At 44.4% G+C, this 17,922-nt stretch carries 13 protein-coding genes and 1 pseudogene; 3 read left to right on the forward strand and 11 right to left on the reverse strand.

The annotated features are described in order from the left end of the window. Position 1 precedes the first annotated feature (1 nt). Complete coding sequence (locus tag AC0J2F_RS12205) at positions 2 to 2,422, reverse strand: TonB-dependent receptor domain-containing protein (protein WP_473007887.1); 2,421 nt, start codon at positions 2,420 to 2,422, stop codon at positions 2 to 4. A 185-nt stretch (positions 2,423 to 2,607) separates the two neighbouring features. Between AC0J2F_RS12205 and AC0J2F_RS12210 the strand changes: the two genes are divergently transcribed. From AC0J2F_RS12210 to AC0J2F_RS12220, 3 genes are read left to right on the forward strand one after another with little or no spacing between them, the layout of a single operon-like run. Further along, positions 2,608 to 4,269, forward strand: coding sequence for a serine hydrolase domain-containing protein (locus AC0J2F_RS12210; RefSeq protein ID WP_473007888.1), 1,662 nt, complete (start codon positions 2,608 to 2,610; stop codon positions 4,267 to 4,269). A 5-nt stretch (positions 4,270 to 4,274) separates the two neighbouring features. Then, the gene (locus AC0J2F_RS12215) at positions 4,275 to 5,354 is read left to right on the forward strand and encodes a sensor histidine kinase (RefSeq protein ID WP_473007889.1); all 1,080 of its coding nucleotides are present in this window, start codon (positions 4,275 to 4,277) and stop codon (positions 5,352 to 5,354) included. Then, entirely contained in the window at positions 5,354 to 6,082 is a 729-nt protein-coding gene (locus tag AC0J2F_RS12220) for a LytR/AlgR family response regulator transcription factor (RefSeq protein WP_473007890.1), read from the forward strand. The genes AC0J2F_RS12215 and AC0J2F_RS12220 overlap by 1 nt, the downstream gene beginning before the upstream one ends. 50 nt (positions 6,083 to 6,132) lie before the next feature. On the opposite strand, the pseudogene AC0J2F_RS12225 reads toward AC0J2F_RS12220, so the two are convergent. From AC0J2F_RS12225 to AC0J2F_RS12270, 10 genes and pseudogenes are all read right to left on the reverse strand, one after another. Next, a pseudogene (locus AC0J2F_RS12225) lies at positions 6,133 to 6,509 on the reverse strand (LysM peptidoglycan-binding domain-containing protein). Positions 6,510 to 6,620: 111 nt separating this feature from the next. Beyond that, entirely contained in the window at positions 6,621 to 7,277 is a 657-nt protein-coding gene (locus tag AC0J2F_RS12230; RefSeq protein WP_473007891.1) for an ATP-binding cassette domain-containing protein, read from the reverse strand. Beyond that, on the reverse strand, positions 7,274 to 7,570 hold the full coding sequence (locus tag AC0J2F_RS12235; RefSeq protein ID WP_473007892.1) for a hypothetical protein: 297 nt from the start codon (positions 7,568 to 7,570) through the stop codon (positions 7,274 to 7,276). Before AC0J2F_RS12235 ends, AC0J2F_RS12230 begins: the two co-directional genes overlap by 4 nt. Position 7,571: 1 nt before the next feature. Continuing rightward, positions 7,572 to 10,856 (reverse strand): amidohydrolase family protein, encoded by a 3,285-nt coding sequence (locus AC0J2F_RS12240; protein ID WP_473007893.1) that lies wholly within the window; start codon positions 10,854 to 10,856, stop codon positions 7,572 to 7,574. Between the two features lie 28 nt (positions 10,857 to 10,884). Beyond that, complete coding sequence (locus AC0J2F_RS12245; RefSeq protein ID WP_473007894.1) at positions 10,885 to 11,454, reverse strand: YdeI/OmpD-associated family protein; 570 nt, start codon at positions 11,452 to 11,454, stop codon at positions 10,885 to 10,887. Further along, a complete protein-coding gene (locus tag AC0J2F_RS12250) occupies positions 11,454 to 13,076 on the reverse strand; it encodes a M1 family metallopeptidase (RefSeq protein WP_473007895.1) in 1,623 nt (540 codons plus the stop codon). The genes AC0J2F_RS12245 and AC0J2F_RS12250 overlap by 1 nt, the downstream gene beginning before the upstream one ends. Beyond that, on the reverse strand, positions 13,077 to 14,405 hold the full coding sequence (locus AC0J2F_RS12255; protein WP_473007896.1) for a M28 family peptidase: 1,329 nt from the start codon (positions 14,403 to 14,405) through the stop codon (positions 13,077 to 13,079). A 46-nt stretch (positions 14,406 to 14,451) separates the two neighbouring features. Next, entirely contained in the window at positions 14,452 to 14,907 is a 456-nt protein-coding gene (locus tag AC0J2F_RS12260) for a M23 family metallopeptidase (RefSeq protein ID WP_473007897.1), read from the reverse strand. Between the two features lie 244 nt (positions 14,908 to 15,151). Further along, positions 15,152 to 16,015 (reverse strand): TolB family protein, encoded by an 864-nt coding sequence (locus AC0J2F_RS12265; RefSeq protein ID WP_374960112.1) that lies wholly within the window; start codon positions 16,013 to 16,015, stop codon positions 15,152 to 15,154. 90 nt (positions 16,016 to 16,105) lie between these two features. Continuing rightward, on the reverse strand, positions 16,106 to 17,917 hold the full coding sequence (locus tag AC0J2F_RS12270; protein WP_473007898.1) for an acyl-CoA dehydrogenase family protein: 1,812 nt from the start codon (positions 17,915 to 17,917) through the stop codon (positions 16,106 to 16,108). Positions 17,918 to 17,922: the final 5 nt, after the last annotated feature.

Genomic DNA, 17,922 nt, shown 5'->3' on the forward strand with positions numbered 1-17,922 from the left:
TTTAATTTTCAATCCTTCCTTTTTCATCTTCGATGGCTGTTTTGCGTTTGCGGGCTTGTTTGATCTCATCACTACCGAAGTTATAGTTGAGACTCAATCGGAATTGCCTGCTGTCGGAGCCACCACTTCCGTCTATTACCAGATCTCCGAATTCGGTAACTCCAGACCAGGGGGAGGTAAATAAGATGTCGCTTCCAGCCACTCTCACCGTGAGTTTATCGTTAAAGAACTTTTTCTGAAGCGCCACATCTAAAGACCCAAGGCTATCCGTGCGGTAGGTGCCACCCCAGATCGATGGCGATTGAAACCAACCGGAAACCTCAAAGGTCAGGCCTGCTGGTAGGCTAAAGGTGTTCTGTCCGTAAAAGCTCAAAGTGTTCTGACTCACCGGAAGAAAATCTGGCGAAGTGGCTTCGTACTCACTTCTAAAGGCATTCAGACTCAAATAAATCGACCACCAACCATTAATACGAGTAGGATAAGAGACACCAATATTATACACCCGTTGATTGGCCACATTACGTTGATTGATAAAGTTTTGATCTTCTCCTAAGGCCTCCGTCACTTGCGCGAAGAAGTCCGAGATATAGGTATAGGTAAAAGAGGTTGTCAAACGGTAATTATAAGTATGCGAAAGTTTGATGTTATTTGTGTACTGCGGTTGCAAGAAGGGATTCCCTTGCCTAAAGGTCAATTCATCGATCTTGAATTGAAAAGGATTTAGACTTTGATAGGTCGGTCGTTGAATTCTGCGACTGTAGGTCAGTGCTAAACTGTTCTTCTGATTGAGCTGGTAGGTAATTCCACCACTGGGGAACCAATTGGTGTAATTGCGCTCTACCAAGGCGTTGGCATTGTCCTGCGCCGAGGTTAGGTCTCCTTCTGAAATGGTTTGCTCTACGCGTAGGCCAAATTGCAAATTCCATTTATCCCAGCGGATGTTGTAGTTCAAATAAGCGGCATTGATCTGTTCGGTATAATCAAAAGTGTTGGTTTGTTCTAAATTCAAGATCTCCATTCCATCGATCAAATCAAAGAAGTCAAAGACATTGTTGGTCTGTACATAGGAGTAACGAAGTCCGGCTCCAAGTTTTCCTCCCCACAAAGGCTGCTCGTAGTCTACCTGACCCGCAAAAATGTCAATTTCAATAGGAGTGATGAACCGCGCAATAGACTCACTCACCGTATCTTGCTCGGCTCCGTCTAAATAGTAATTGGGCTGAAAGTTATTGCGATCGCTGTAGAAGTTGCCGTAGTTGAGATCTACGGTAAATTCACGTCCAATAGTGTCCTTGTATTTATAGTTGAGGTTTCCGTTCAAATTGGCAGCAACATTGTCTGAATTACTCTGAGCTATTAGAACCTCCACGGGCATGGGCTGCCCAGCCGGAATAATTGGGGTTCTACTTTTGGTATTATTGATCACATTGCTAAAATTGGCCGTAAACAAAGCCCCAAAAGTGTGGCGGTCGTTGATATAATAGTCAATTCCGGTCTTGATATTGTGGTTATTGTTGTCTAAAACAGTTGTACTGCGTTGGTCAAAGGTGGTACCGTTCTGACGTCTAAAAAGGTCAATGAATCCAAAGCCTTGCCCAAAGCGGTTGGAATAGGTACCGTAAATGTTCGTCTTTTTACCTCTATTGTTCAGGTTGATGGAACTGTTAACTCTGGGGTATTTTCCTTGAATATAACCTAAGGTCAAACTTCCGTTGGTCCCAAGACCTTTATTGCGTTTTAATATAATGTTGATAATCCCCGCATTTCCTGCGGCTTCGTATTTAGAAGAAGGTTGGGTTATGATCTCTATGGATTCAATATCGGTAGATTGAAGCGTTTCTAAATAATTGATCAGGTCTTGGCCCGCCAGGACAGAAGGGCGTCCGTCTATATAGATCTGTACGCCTGCTTTTCCTTCTACAATAATGCTGTTGTTGTTATCAATTAGGACTCCCGGGGCTTTTCTAAGCAGCTCAAATCCGGTGCTTCCGGTAGCGTTAATGGTCTTGTCTACATTAAAGACGGTCTTGTCTGCCAATACCTCTACAATTGGTTTTTCTGCCACTATAGTCACTTGATCTAAGGCTTCTGCAGTTTCTTCCAGCACGATATGAGGTAACGTCATACTCTCATTAAGTGTAATTGCTGCGGAGGTGTACGGAGCAAACCCCAGACTGTTGAGTTGTAAATAATAGGAGCCAGGCTGCAATTCTTTAATGATAAAGTTTCCAGCTTCATCGCTAATGGTAGCTTTTACCAAGGTGCTGTCTTGTACCTGATATAAATAGGTAGTAGCAAAGGCAATGGGCACTTCGTTTTGGTCTACTAGGCTTCCCCGGAGTTCCAGATCTTGGGCCTGTAGCATGAAACTGCTAAGGGCGAAAAATAGAAGACTGATTCGTTTTTTGATTGTAATGTCCATAATGTTGATCTTAGCTCGACAGCACAAATATGCAGCGACTATTGCACAATTAAAAACATAATCCGACCAGTTGACCTATCTGCCGATGAATGAACCCGGGCCATTCGTCGGGCTATAGGGCCATTCGTCTGATGCTCTTATTCAGATCACTCTCAAGTCCTTACATTTGAGAAAAATGCATCATCATGACCAAACGAATAATAGTTTTATTTACCATTTGCTTATTCACTACAAATCTTTTTAGAGCGCAAGCCGTAGATAAGGCAGCTTTAAATGCGCTGATCGATAGCCGTATCAGTCCCGGAACTCCGGGCATAGCCGTAGGAGTAGTCTACCAAGGAGAAGTAGTATACGAGCATTATACAGGCCTTGCTAATTTGGAATTCGAAGTTCCTGTTGATGCTAAGTCTGTCTTTAATATTGCCTCGGTAGCCAAACAGTTTACTGCCGCTATGGTCTTAGACCTCAGTATAAAAGGAAGGCTAGACTTAAAGGATGATATACGAACCTATTTGCCAGATCTTTATAATGGTATAAAAGATCCAATCACTTTAGCGCAGATCATCACTCATACGAGCGGTATTCGTGATTACAGCGACCTTATGGGCATTCAACGCAATCCGTGGTGGCGCCGCGAAGGACTTGATAATAAGGATGTAGTTGAGCTTCTTGAAAAACAAGAGAGCCTCAATTTCAATCCGGGAACGGATTATACCTATAGCAATAGCGGATACATTTTGCTCACTGAGGTCATAGCCAAAGTGAGTGGAGAACCCTTTGCTGACTATGCTAAGAAATGGTTTGCCGCTTTGGGAATGGAACACACCCAGTATTCCGACAACTATATGGAGGTGTTTCCTAACAAAGCTACTGCTTATGCCAATTGGGGCGATGGTCGCTGGCAGATCTATCCAATGATTACCAACTTATACGGCGATGGTTTTTTATATACGACTTTGGCCGATATGCTCCATTATGAGAAGCAAGTGCAAGCTGCGGTTTTAGCGGCAGGAGCTTCGTGGATGGCAGCGAGTCAACAAGCATTAGACTTGTCTCCCACTGGTTATAGTTATGGTCTGGAGCACGGCAGTTTTAGAGACCAGCCCATGATCTTTCACTCAGGTGCAACTGGCGCTTATGGAGCTCATGTGGTTCGCTTGCCTCAGGATCAACTGGCTGTCTTTGTAATGAACAATGGGATAGTAGATGCGAGTCGTCTGGCCATGCAAGTTTTAGAGACTATCTATGGGCCGCAGGAGGCTAAAGCTCCCCAAGCTGTTATGCCGGCCAAGATTGGGAGCAAACCAAAAGAAGCTGCTCTATTGGGAACCTATCTTTTGGAATCCAGTACAAAGGTGGATATTGTAAAACGCAACGACAGTCTGTATCGAGAAATAGAAGGAGCTACCCCTGTAGCATTAGCACATATAAAGGGAAATGTATATAAGTATACCAACGGATCTGGCCTGGTTCTGGCATTTGTAAAAAGTACGCAGACCGCCGGCCAGTATGACTTTGAGTTGTATCATCCGGAGATTCCAATGCGCAAAGGAGCGTGGTTACCTCCTCTGGTAATCAACCCGGAGGAATTAAATGCATTAGCGGGCCAATACAAAAACGATGAATTGGACTCTCAAATGGAATTACAATACCTTGGAGAAGATCAGTTTAGCATCAAACTAAAAGAACGGGTGCTAGAAGCGACTCTCATTCGGGCGAATACCATTCGCGTTAACGGTGGATATATTTTAAGGCCACAGTTTGCCACAGACGGTTCCCTAAGCGGTTTTTTACTAAATTATGGTCGGGTGCAAAATGTGTTTTACGCTAAAATGGATCCGAAATAATAATTATGGATAATACCAAAACAGCCTGGTTTGACCGGACAATTGCCAGTGTGCGGATAAAAGATATCCTGATCACCTTTGGACTGTACATGCTCTTTGCACTGATGTATCATATTACCCTTTGGGTCAATCGTGCCGGTTATAACGATCCAGAAGATGCGCTCTTTCAACTGGTGCCTTTTATCCGCCGCGGTGGTATGCAATACACCATATTCTTTCTATTGACTATCCCAGTTTGGTTGTTGATCTTTAGAGGACTCAAGGAATGGAAGCTGTATCAACGGCTTTTGGTTCATATAGTGACCTTGCCTGTCTTTGTCTTTGCGGCCAAGTATATCTACTACGAGCTCAGTGAGGCTTGGGGTATGTGGCATTTGCAAGGAGGAGCCGAGGTATGGGATGTCTATATCCCTGCGCTTTTCTATATGATACAGTTTGGCTTTTTTCACGCTTACGAATATTTTAGAAAGAATCAGGAAAAATTGAAATTAGAAGGTGAGTTGCGCCAAGCGGCTCTAAAGAGTGAGCTTTCTGCCATTAAGGCGCAGTTGAATCCACACTTTTTGTACAACGTATTCAATACCATAAACGCCTCTGTGCCTCCTGGACAAGAAAAGACCAGAACCATGATAGCACAGCTGTCTGACCTGTTTCGTTATCAACTCAGAGCGTCTCAAGAAGAATTAGTTACCCTAGGCGAAGAGCTCGAATTCGTGACCAAATATTTAGATCTGGAAAAAGCGCGCTACGGAGATCGTCTAGAACTCAATTTCAATGTCGACAAGGCCTTGTATAAAGAAAAGATCCCGCCTATGCTATTGCAGCCTCTGGTAGAGAATTCTATCAAGCACGGTTTATCAAGTATTATTGAAGGCGGATCGATCAGCATAAGCATATTCAAAAGAGGCGATAAACTGATGTTCGAGCTTGCCGATACTGGCATAGGGATCAAAGACAAGGAAGCGGCATTTACTAAGGGTATAGGGCTTGCCAATACGCAATTGCGCCTGCAGAAGATGTATCAATCCCAATTGGAGATCTTTGACAATCAACCTCAAGGAGCTGTTATAAAATTTGCCATTTAATGCAGAAGGTTATTATTGTTGACGATGAGCAGGCGGGCCGTTCCTTGATTCGTGAGTACTTAGAAGATTATCCTGACCTTATTGTAATGGCAGAGGTTAATAATGGAGTAGATGCTGTTAAGGAGATCAATCGTTTTAAGCCAGACCTGGTCTTTTTAGATATTCAGATGCCAGGATTGACCGGTTTTGAGGTCATTACCCGTTTGGACGAATTGCCGCAAATCATCTTTTCTACTGCTTATGATAAATACGCGCTTAAGGCCTTTGAGGTTCATGCGGTGGATTACTTGCTTAAACCTTACACCAAAGATCGATTCCGCGTGGCCGTAGAACGCCTTGGCAAATCCAATGCTCAAGATGCTTTAGCTCCACTGACCAATACTTTGTTGATGGAATCCAACCATTATCCGGAGCGTGTTCTGGTGTCATCAAACAAAAAATTGATCATTGTAGAAGTGGCGCAGATAGCCTGGATAGAAGCTTATGGTGATTATTCTAAATTACACACGCCTGCAGGGAGTTTTGTGAGTAATTACGGGATCAGCTCTTTGGTCGATAAACTCAACCCAAAACTGTTTTTGCGCGTGCATCGATCTGCCATGGTTAATCTAACAGCTATAAAAGAAGTGGCCAAATACGGTAAGAGCTATGAGATCACTGTAAAGAGCGGAGAAAAAGTACGGGTGAGCCGAGGTTATGCCGAAGCGGTCAAAAATCTAATTGTATAAACACAAAAAACCGCCCTTAGGCGGTTTTTCTTGTTTTATGCTATTATTCCTTATAGGTTAGGAATAATTAGTTCTTGTCCTAGGTGGATCATATCAGGATTCTTCAAGATATCGGTATTTGCTTCAAAGATCGCTTGATACTTCATAGGATCTTTGTAGTAGTGCTTAGCGATCTTGCTCAAAGATTCTCCGCTAGCTACCGTATGACGGTGGTAAACAGACTCGTCATCACTTTAATATCTGCCATGATGTCTGCAGGATTTTCTCCTCCAACCTTTTTGATCTCGTCCCATAGCAAGTTCTTTTCGTATGGCGTAGCAGCTGTACCCCAAACTTTAAGTTGTCCTGCTTCTTCTCTTACGTCTCCGTCTTGAATGTTGAGTTTCTCTCCTAGATCAAGAACGCTTTGGTATTTTGATTTTATCATGTCTTAATGTGTTTAGTGATTTCTACTTTAAAGATACGAATAGGAGACAATACCCCATAATGGCGCGTAAAAATTTAATATACAGCTCCGTTTACAGAATATTTTTGCATCTTATCGGATGTACTTTAAGGCCTTGAGGTCCTTTTTATCTGTTACTTCTATCAATTTCCCCTGGTGTAAAATTTGAGTCTTTTGGCAGATTTCAAGGACATCGTGGTAATAATGATCGGTGATCAGGATTGCTTTTGCTGCGGATGTTTTGAGTAAAAGCTCCTTTATTTGTTCTATGGTCTTAGGGTCGGTCATGGAAAAGGGCTCGTCCATAAGTACAACCCCATGGGGTAAATGACAAGCCAATACCACGCCTAGAAACGTACGCTGCCCTTCTGAAAGGGATCCAACCCATTTTTTGGTCAACTCATGTATGCCTGGGGTATAAAAAATTCGATCTTGAACATCTGCGTCCGGGCAGGTCATAGGGATGAGGTCTTTCACCTTTAATTGCTTCGGATACATGTGATTTTGTGGTAGGTAACCGATCTTTTGCAATCTAAACTTCTTATAGACCTCCAAAGGTTCTTGGTTTAAAAAGAGCGAGCCTGCATCCGCCTTTAGGCTTCCAAAAAGAATTTTAAGCAAGGTAGACTTTCCGGCTCCGTTGCTACCTAAAAGTCCGCAGATACCTCCTTTATCCAATTGCAATGAAACATCTTCAAGTACAGTTTTATCGCCAAAGGATTTGCGAATATTTAAGGCAACCAACTTCATAGGAGCAAGGCGGCTATACCAGCTATTATACTGGCTAGGACCAACGTTAATATTAGGTTTAGGTAAAATGCCAAGGTGATTAAGCGTGCTTTTGTAAAACCGAGGTTGTGATAGTAAAGTAGCTGCTCTTTGTAGAAAGTACTAAAGGCCAGTTGTCCAAAAAGACTGCCTAGCAATATAAATACCACTATAGCCCACACTGCATCAATAAAGATGTAAGTAAGTGCAGACAAAGCCAATCCTGCTGGGAGTTGACTCCAATAATAATGGAGTATTGCTCTCCAGTAACGCATGCTAATTTACTTGATGCCCTATGTGACAGCCACAACCTGGTCTTAAGAAGCTGTTACTTTCTTCATGCCAAGGAAAGGCTTGGTTGTAGCCGGGTTGTTCCCAATAGAAAGGCAAACGCTTTTTGGGCGAGTTGCCAACTTCGTCCATGGTGTTGGTGTCATACAAGCGGCCATTGACCATAGTATATATGACCGAATTGGTGTTTTGAATGTCTTCTAAAGGATTCTCGTCCAGAATGACCAGATCTGCGAGTTTACCAACTTTTAAAGACCCGATGTCGTTCCCTGCACCTATGTATTGAGCTCCATTTATAGTAGCGGCTCGTAAGGCTTGCATAGGAGTCATCCCGCCTTGAGCCAGCATCCAGGTTTCCCAATGTGCTCCTAGACCTTGTAATTGTCCATGCGCTCCCATATTTACTTTCACCCCAGCATTCGCTAGGGCAGTGGTGGTCTGCGAATTCAAGATATGTCCGTTGGTGTATTCCTCCATGGGAATCATGGTTCTGTGTCTGGATCGCGCATCAATCACACTTCTGGGAGTGTATTTAAGCAATTTTTCATTTTCCCAAACATTGCTGGTCTGATACCAATAGTATTCACCGCTCATGCTGGAATAGTTCACAATATGTGTTGGGGTATAACCAGTGCCCGATGTTTTCCAAAGTTCAATAACGTCTTTATATACCGGGGCAATAGGAATATTGTGTTCCACACCTGTATGGCCATCCATTACCATGGTCATGTTGTGGAAAAAGGTAGACCCGCCTTCTGGCACCACATTGATACCTAACTCTCTGGCCGCCTGCATTACTTGTTGGCGTTGCTCGCGTCTTGGTTGGTTGTAGCTCTTAACCGAAGTAGCGCCAAAGGCCTTAGTACGTTTTATGGCAGATCTAGCATCGTCTAAATTATTTATCACGGCTTTAAAGTCTCCATCGGCTCCATAAAGAATAAAACCAGTGGAGTAGATTCGAGGCCCTACCAGATTACCGGCCTTTACCATTTCAGATAAGGTAAACACAGTTTCCGTGTTTGCAGAAGGATCGTGAGCCGTGGTGACACCAAAAGCCAAGTTGGCCGTAAGTTGCCAGTTTTGTTGCGTCGTTAATCCGTAGCGGAAGGCACCTAAATGAGCATGAGCGTCCACTAAACCGGGAATTATGGTCTTGCCACTCATATCCATAACAATAGCTCCGGATGGGATAGTAACAGCTGCCGCGGCGCCTACTGCCGTTATGCGATTGCCATTTACCACAAGTGTACCGTTCTCTATGACCTGGTCCCCTTCCATAGTAATAATGCGGGCTCCCGTAAATGCAATAATCCCGCTGGGTTTATCTACTGCTGGATTGAGTCCGATCTTGATCCCGGATTCGCTCATGTCCGTAGCTTCTTCTTTTCCGCCTGGAATAAAACCGAATTTGTCTGTTAGGTCGTTTTTAAAATACTCGTCTCCCAAGGTCCACATCATGGCCTTACTGTCTTTGGACCAATGCAGATTGATCCCTGCGTCCTTGCTTACCTGCACCACAGGTACATTTTTGCTGTTTGGGGTAAGGTCTTGTGTTTTTCCGTTCAAGACCAGAGGAGCTATATAAGCTCTGTGCAAATTGCTAAAGCCGATCCATTTGTCATCTGGAGAAGGCACCAAGCGGTTGGCATATTTTGAGCTTACATGCGTTTGTTTGTCTTGCCCGCTCAAGTCTACACTGTGCAAGGTCTTGGTCGTGTTTCCAAAGTAGGTGCCTCCGGTCTGATAATAAATACGACTATCGGTACTGTTATATGTTGGATATTCTCCTTCTGAGGTCAATTTTTTCATACCACCGCCGTTAGCGTTCATAGTGTAAAGACCGCTGTTTTTGGTATAGGTAAAACCTTGGTCGGTATTACCGCCTTCGCGTCTAAAAGCAATTTGAGTTCCGGAACGATTAAAGGATGGTGTGCGATAAATGGCCTTTTCTGTTGTCAAACGGGTTGCCGAACCTCCATTGACTGGAACAGATAAAACGGCACCTTTTTCTAGGTCGTTCCAAGTAACGAAAACGATAGTGTTTCCGTTTGGGGAGAAGCTTGGCTCGAATTCGAAATCGGTGCCTTGAGTTAATCTTTTTGGTGTGCCATTGGGAAGCGCTTTGGTCCAAAGATAGCCTAAAGCGTGAAATACTAATGTTTTTCCATTCGGAGAAGTTACCGCCTGCCTTATGGCTTTAGAGGTAAAGGTTTTATCTGGAATAAGGGTATCGAAATGCACCGTTTTGGCAATTTCGAGTTTTACATTGGCCTCGAACGGAATAACAGAAACACTCAGATCGGCTATATTGAGTTTATGGATCTTGCCCTGGGTCCAAAATACCAGATGCTTGTTATCTGGCATCCAATCAAAGTTTGGGTAAACTCCAAAAATTGCCCAGGCCTCTTGTTGGTCTTTGTTCAATGCATCATATACAGGATATTCTACGCCTGTTTCCAGATCGTGGATATATAGGGTAGATTTAGTTCGCACTCGTTTTACAAATGCGAGCAACTTCCCGTCTGGCGATATTTGCGGGCGGGCTGCTCCTCCAGGTCCTCCGGTTAATTGGGTGGTCTCTCCAGTGGCAAATTCATAGCGTTTTATCACATAGATCTGTTTGTTCGGATCTTTATTGTACTGAAAGAATCCGCCGGGATAAACATCTTCACTGTAATACAGATACTTCCCATCTGGACTAATTACAGGCTCATTGACATCTTGCTGATCGTTCTTGCGTTTGCTAAGCTGCATTCCACTTCCTCCAGTAATGTGATACTGCCACATTTCTCCAGCTCCTAAGGAACGGCCAGAGGTAAAATGTTTGCGAGCCACAAAGGAATAACCGTCTGGCATCCATGCAGCGTTGTTGAGTAATCTGAAGTTCTCTTTGGTGATCTGCTTCGGATTGGAGCCGTCTGCATCCATGATCCAAATATTATCGCCTCCTCCGGCATCGCTGGTAAAGAGGATCTTACTGCCATCTGGGCTAAATCGCGGTTGGATCTCAAAGGGAATACCGCCGCGCAGCACTTTTGCCTTTCCACCAGTGGCTGGCATGGAGTAAATATCTCCCAACATATCGAAGACTATGGTCTTGCCGTCGGGGCTTACGTCTAGATTCATCCAGGTACCTTCTGAGGTTGTAAAGCGATGGGTTTTGTATTCGAATTCGTCTCCGGGAGCATTCACGTCCCATTTTGCTTCTTCCTTTTGGGCAAAGCTTAAAGTGATGCTCAGAAAGCAAATAAGGCTTAAGAATCTAGTCATGTCGATGAAATTTTTTAAAGATACTCTTTTAGCGGGATTTAATATTGGCCAAACATAGCTGAATGATCTCGTCGATTCGTTTTTGTCTTGTTGCCTCTCGTTTGGCGCTGTGCAGCCAGCTCAAATAACTCTTGCGGTAACCCCGACTAAAATTGCTGTAATTGTCAAAGGCTTGTGGAAATTTATCAAAGGCCTCTTGCAGGTCCTTGGGTATGATCAGGTTTTCTACCGCATCCATAGCGGTCCAAGTGCCGGTCTCTTTGGCCAGGTCGATCATCCGATAACCAGCTTCGTGTAAAAGTCCAGAAGCCTCGAGTTCGGCAACATATTTTTTGTTTAGTGCGCTCCAAGTGCTCTTGGGGTTTCTGGGGCAAAAATATTGTCGGCGTTTGCCGCCCCCCAAACTTTTTACGGTAGAATCTATCCATCCGAAGCAAATAGAAACCCGCACGGCTTCTTCCCACCGCATGGTGTCTATGCCAGTCTCCAACTTATAGAATATCAAATAAACACCTTTTGGGTACTGATCGTGATTTAGACTGAGCCATTCGCGCCAGGCTACATCTCTGGGGAAATATAAGACCGGGCGCTCTTCCATTAATTTGCTATAAGCTGGTAATCCACATAAAAGTCACGTTTAACAGCGAAGAATTTTAGATCCAGATCTAATTCTTCGGTTTTCCACTCACTGCTTGGGAAGATCCATTTTTCGGTATCATTCAGCATTGTAATCACTGGCATATCAAAGTTCTCTACGATATTGGTGTAACGGTAGCTGAGTTTATTGCCGTCCATCTTGACCTCTAGCTTTGGAATCATGGTGGTGCGCAGATATTGATTAAAGAAGGCCGAAAGATCTTTGCCTGTAGCCTTGCTAATATAGTCTTCTACTTGCTTACTGCTTACGGTCTGATGTCTAAAATCCTCATTCAAACCTCGCAGTATACTACGCCATTGCAGATCGTCCTCTATCAACTGGCGCAAAGTGTGCAGCATATTGGCCCCTTTGTAGTACATATCACTACTGCCAGAACTTCGAACCCCGTAGGTGCCAACAATAGGGGTGTCATTCATGATAATCTTTCGGGTGCCGATAACATAGTCTGCCGCCGCATCAGCTCCGAAGTGATAATCTAAATACAAGTTTTCGCTATAGGCGGTAAAACCTTCATGGATCCACATGTCTGCCACATCATTGTTGGTGATATTATTAGCGAACCATTCGTGTCCTGCCTCGTGTATGATGATAAAATCGAACTTCATACCCCAACCGCTTCCGGAGAGATCATAACCACGATACCCGTTCTTGTAGCCGTTACCATAGGTCACGGAACTTTGATGTTCCATCCCTAAGTAGGGAGCTTCCACTAGTTTGAATCCGTCTTCGTAAAAAGGGTAGGGGCCAAACCAATATTCGAATGCTGCGAGCATTCCTGTGGTTTGCTCGAATTGTTTGCGAGCCATAGCTTCATTTTCTCTCAGTACGTAATAATCGACATCTAGATTGCCTTTTTCTCCTTCGTGAATTTCTCTGAAATGGACGTAGTCACCAATATTTATATTGATCCCATAGTTGTTTATGGGGTTCACCACTTGCCATGTCCAGGTCTTGGTAGTAGCAGTGCTGTCAACCTTGATCAAGCGGCCGTTAGACACATCCATTAGGTCTTTCGGAGTGGTCACACTAATAACAGTGCCTTGATCTGGCTCGTCGTAAGGGTGGTCCTTGTTGGGCCACCAGATACTAGCTCCAATTCCTTGGTTTGCGTTTGCTACAAAAGCTTTTCCGTTGCTATCTTGGGTAAATACAAAGCCGCCATCCCAAGGTGGATTCTTTGCAATTCGAGGCTTACCGCTAAAGAAAACTTTGATCTGCTCTTCTTTACCGGGCTTCATTTTCTTTTTGAGCTTTACAAAGTGCGCAATTCCCTCTGAGGTCCATTCGAGCTCTTTTCCGTCTTGAACTACCTTCTCTATACGCATGGGTTCTTGCAGATCCAGTTGTAGACGATCTCCGTTTTCTATTACTTTATAAGTGATAATATTGGAGCCGGAAAGGCTATGGTTGTCAATATCTACAGTGACATCCAGTTGGTAATGCTGTAAGTCCCACCAAGCGCGTTCGGCAGTAATTTGGCCCCGTAAGGAATCCTGACGGCTATAATTTTGACCAAAGGAAATATTACAGATCAGCAGTAAAAAAAGAAAACGATAATTCATCTAACGGATAATTTTATTAGGGAATACTACCACGCTTTCGTGCCCATTGGCACCCACGGCGGCAACTCCGAAGAAGTAGTTGTCAATAACAATGCCATCTAGAGTGGCAGAAGTGGCTCCAGTAACCAATCTTGCGTTGTCCCAGGTAGGAGAAGTTGTATCACGCCAGTAGATCTTATAGGCAACAGCCCCTTTGACCGGAGACCATTCCAAACGCGCGCTAGCTTCTACTATTCCTCCAATACCCACTTCTGACGGCGCTGGAGGTGCCCAAGCCAAACTCGCCAAGTTTATAGCGTTTACCGCGGTTAGTTTTTTGGCGTAGGGAAAATTGACATGTTCAAAAGTGTCTCCATAGGCAATACCATCTTCTAGGCGTATATCCTGATGTTGCTGGGTGTAATTCTCATGGGCTTCCATGATGCGGATTCCGGCAAAACCAGCGTCATTGAAAGGTCGGTGATGCCCGCCGCGTCCAAAACGATCCAAGCGGTAGATCATCATCGGGTTCATTTCTGGCATATAGGTTTTGGTGGTCTTGTGTACATATCTTGCCAATTGACGAGAGATACCGTCTACCTCGCCGCCATAAAAACGCATAGCACGCAAACGTCTGGCATCTGGCTCTGGTGGATAAGGCTCGCTAAAAATTCTAAAGGTTCTGTTGTCGACCACCCCGTCAACTCCGGTGATATTCCCGATCATGTCATTGTTAAGGATCCCAATAATGTCCCAGCCTTGGGCCTTGGCATAAGCGGCTAGGCCTTTTCCGCCGTATAGGCCTTGTTCTTCGCCACTAAGACCAACATAGATAATGCTGTTCTCAAACTTATATTTAGAGAGTACGCGCGCGGCCTCTATGGTCCCGGCCATACCACTGGCATTGTCATTAGCTCCAGGAGAATCTGAAGTATAATCAGTAGGGTCGCTAACGCGGGAGTCTATATCTCCACTCATGATAATAAAACGATTCGGGTATTTAGTGCCGCGTTGAATGGCTACCACATTGACCACATTGACATCCTTAACTATGCGCTGAGAATCGCCTTTTGGTACAAAGTCACTCTGGTAAAAGACTTCCAAACAACCGCTGCAGGCCGCAGAGGTCTTGTCGAATTCACTTTTAATCCAGCGACGGGCAGCGCCAATTCCGCGAGTGTTAGAAACCGTGTCACTCAGGGTGTGACGGGTGCCAAAATCGGCCAAGGTCTTAACGTCTTGCTCTATCCTATCGGCAGAAACAGCGTCTATGATGTCATAAATTCTTGGGTCTTGTTGGGCGTGAGAAACACTGCTAACTAGCAGTAGTAAAAGGATAAAATTCCGCATGTTGGTCTTTTTGCCTAAAATTAGCCAAAAAGATTCAGAAAAGATGTTAATACGGCTCCGCTAAATAAGATACTCCGCTGGTCAAACTCTTAGGGTTGGGTTCGGTATTGCGAAAATTGTAAGGCACAGAAACATAGGGGTAGGTCCACCCACCCACGGTGACCACAAAATGTAAATGCGGATAACCTGCTAAGCCTGTGGATCCGCTGTAACCAATTTCATCACCTTGGTTCACCATATAATTAACTTCCACTATAGCGCCTTCGAAAGTAAGATGCATATAATGCGCATAGGTGTTATCGTCGTGTTGTACAACAACCAGATTGTTCGGAAAGTTGCCGTCCATTCCACTTTCTTCTACATAGATCACTCGACCAGGACGTGCTGCAGTGATCAGCGTGCCTATCATCATATCAAAATCTACAGCAAATTGGTCTGGTTCTCCTTCTGAATGAAAGCTCCCTCCGCAGTGACTCAAACCAACGTTGTAAGATTTACCCACCGGATAGGGCAATACATAGAGCGAGGTAGACCACTCTGGGTATTGGGCGTCTGCACAAGAGGTTTGTTCAAAGTCGGGGATCTGATTCGGTAATTCCCGTACAGGGTCTCACGCTTGCTGCAAGCCATAAGGACGCAACATAGTACTATTGAAAGCAATTTTTGGCACATAGCTAGTCTGATCGATGTCTACATCAAAAGTGTATCAATCCATCAGAAGCAAAGTAAACGGTGATAATTATTTACTAATTAGGAATTCCTACCAAGGCTATTTTATTGCCCGAAGGATTTACGGCAATACGACTAATATCAGTTATTACGCTAGCATCGAGATCTGCTAATTTCACCCAATCCTTTTTGTCAAAGGTGTCATAGACGAACAAACTGCTCTTAGAGCCGACTACTATTCTAGAATCGTCTAGCCAGGCGTAGTCATTCACGCCTATAGGCAATTGGGTTACAAAGAAACTCTCTAAGGTCTCCATGTCTAACAGATAGACATCTTGCTGATCTTGTTCGTTGGTCACCGTGTAACTCACAGAGTTTTGTCCAGGAACTTTATGAAAACTGCGCCCTACATCTTTGAGTAGGGTGTAGGTCTTGGCTTCGTCCAGCTTGTGTACAAAGAGGTTGAGCGACTCGTCTTCTATATAACAGCCAACGATCTGATTGGCATCAAAAAAGGTGTAATAGGCGACCATTAGATCTGGGATCAGTACTGTAGAATCGCCCATCTTATCATAGATATACAAACGCTGCAAGCCTGTAGTATCTAGGCGAACAGCTGCTATCCCACGCCCGTCTGGGGTGAGTTGCGGGGAATATTCTCCCCCGGCACGAGAACCGCCGGCTAGCATTTTTCTGCCTGTGCGCGAGTGCATCTGAAAGATGTCTGTTTGCCCGTCATTGTTGCCTGCAAATAGTAGCAAATGATCGGTGCCAAAACTCGGCTGATTGTCATAACCAGGGTCATTGGACAGATTGGTCAGTCCGCTGATAGTGGTTTTTTCTTCGTCGGAGTCGATATTGGCAATAAATACGTCTGGGTTGGTCTGGGAAAAAGCAACAGTAGTGCTTAGAATGGCCAGTAGGTTTAGTATGCGATTCATAAGTGTTGTTTGGATAAAGATAGCAAAAACAAGGCCAAAAAAAAGCCGCCCGGACAGGGGCGGCTTACTTACAATAATTAAAACCCTAATTTAAAAACTGTAATCGTTTGCTTTAGATACTGTAGCGGCGATCTGCTTGCGCAGGGCAACTACATTCGGGTTGTTCTGGTATTTGGTAAAACGCTTGAGTCCCATAAGCATCATGCGTTGTTCGTCACCTTCGGCAAAGGAGATGATTCCTTCTTTAGCCTTGTCATTAACCACATTAACTGCATCGTAAAGATACAATTGGGTCATCGCGATCTGATCTTTTTGAGCGTCTGCTCCAAAGCGAGCGATATTCTTTTCGGTGCGCAATACTGCGGATTCTGCCATATAGATCTCGATCAAGATATCTGCAGCAGCCATTAGTAGTTGCTGATGCTCTTCTAGCTGCGGTCCGAATTTCTGTACGGCTGCTCCGGCAACCATAAGGAATACCTTTTTAAGTTTAACGATCATAGCCTTTTCTTCGCTCATAGGAGCGCTGAAGTCTGGTGTTTCGAACGAGGGAATGCCAGTCAATTCGTCGGCAACAGCCATGGCTGGGTTCAAAAGGTCTACATGGCCTTTCATAGCCTTTTTAACCAACATACCCACAGCCAACATACGGTTGATCTCGTTAGTACCCTCATAGATACGAGAAATACGCGCATCTCGCCAAGCAGATTCCATTGGTGTATCGGCGCTAAAGCCCATCCCTCCAAAGACTTGAATACCTTCATCGGTACAATTTTGAACATCTTCAGAAACAGCTACTTTTAAGATAGAACACTCAATAGCGAATTCTTCTACTCCTTTAAGCTCTGCCTCTTGATGGGTATTGCCATCTTCCAAGCGGATGTTGATACGGTTCTCGATATCTTTAGCAGCACGGTAGCAGGCAGATTCGCCTACATAGCAGCTAGTTGCCATATTGGCGATCTTTGCCTGAATAGCTCCGAAGTTGATAATAGGAGTCTTGAACTGAACACGCTCGTTGGCATATTTAACAGCTTCTCCAATAACGCGGCGCTGCGCATCCAAACAAGCAGCGGCTAATTTGATTCGGCCCACATTCAAGGCGTTCATAGCGATCTTGAAACCGTCTCCACGCTTAGACAACATATTCTCTACAGGCACTTTGGTCTCGTTAAAGAATACCTGACGGGTAGAGGAGGAGTGGATTCCGAGCTTGTGCTCTTCTTCACCTAGTGTCATTCCGTTTGGATTCTCCGGATCGTATTCTACGATAAAACCGGTGATGTTCTTATCGTCTTCAATACGTGCAAAAACAATGAAAGTAGAAGCAAAACCGGCATTAGAGATCCACATTTTCTGACCCGAGATTAGGTAATGGGTGCCGTCTTCTGACAATACGGCTTTGGTTTTACCAGAGTTGGCATCAGAACCGGCTCCTGGCTCTGTCAAACAGTAGGCGCCAAAAACTTCTCCCATGGCCAACTGAGGCACGTATTTTTGTTTTTGCTCTTCGGTTCCGTATAAAGTGATCGGCATGGTGCCAATACCTGTATGGGCTCCAAAGGCCGTAGCTATAGAGCCTGTAGCACCAGAAATATAATCACATACCAACATGGTAGATACAAAGCCCATCCCGAGACCACCGTATTCTTCCGGTACGGCTACCCCTAAGAAACCAAGTTCTCCTGCTTTACGCATGATCTCTTCGGTTAAGGCGTAGTCTTTCTTTTCAAACTTTTCTTTATGTGGCCAGATCTCGCGATCTACAAATTCCTTTACAGATTCTTTCATCATCTGTTGCTCCTCAGAAAAATCTTCTGGAGTGAACACATCCTGGCTAGCGGTCTCTTTTACGATAAACTGACCTCCGCGGATAATATCTTTCTTGTCAACTGTTTCCATGCCTT

The organism is Gilvibacter sp. CC01, assembly GCF_055755295.1.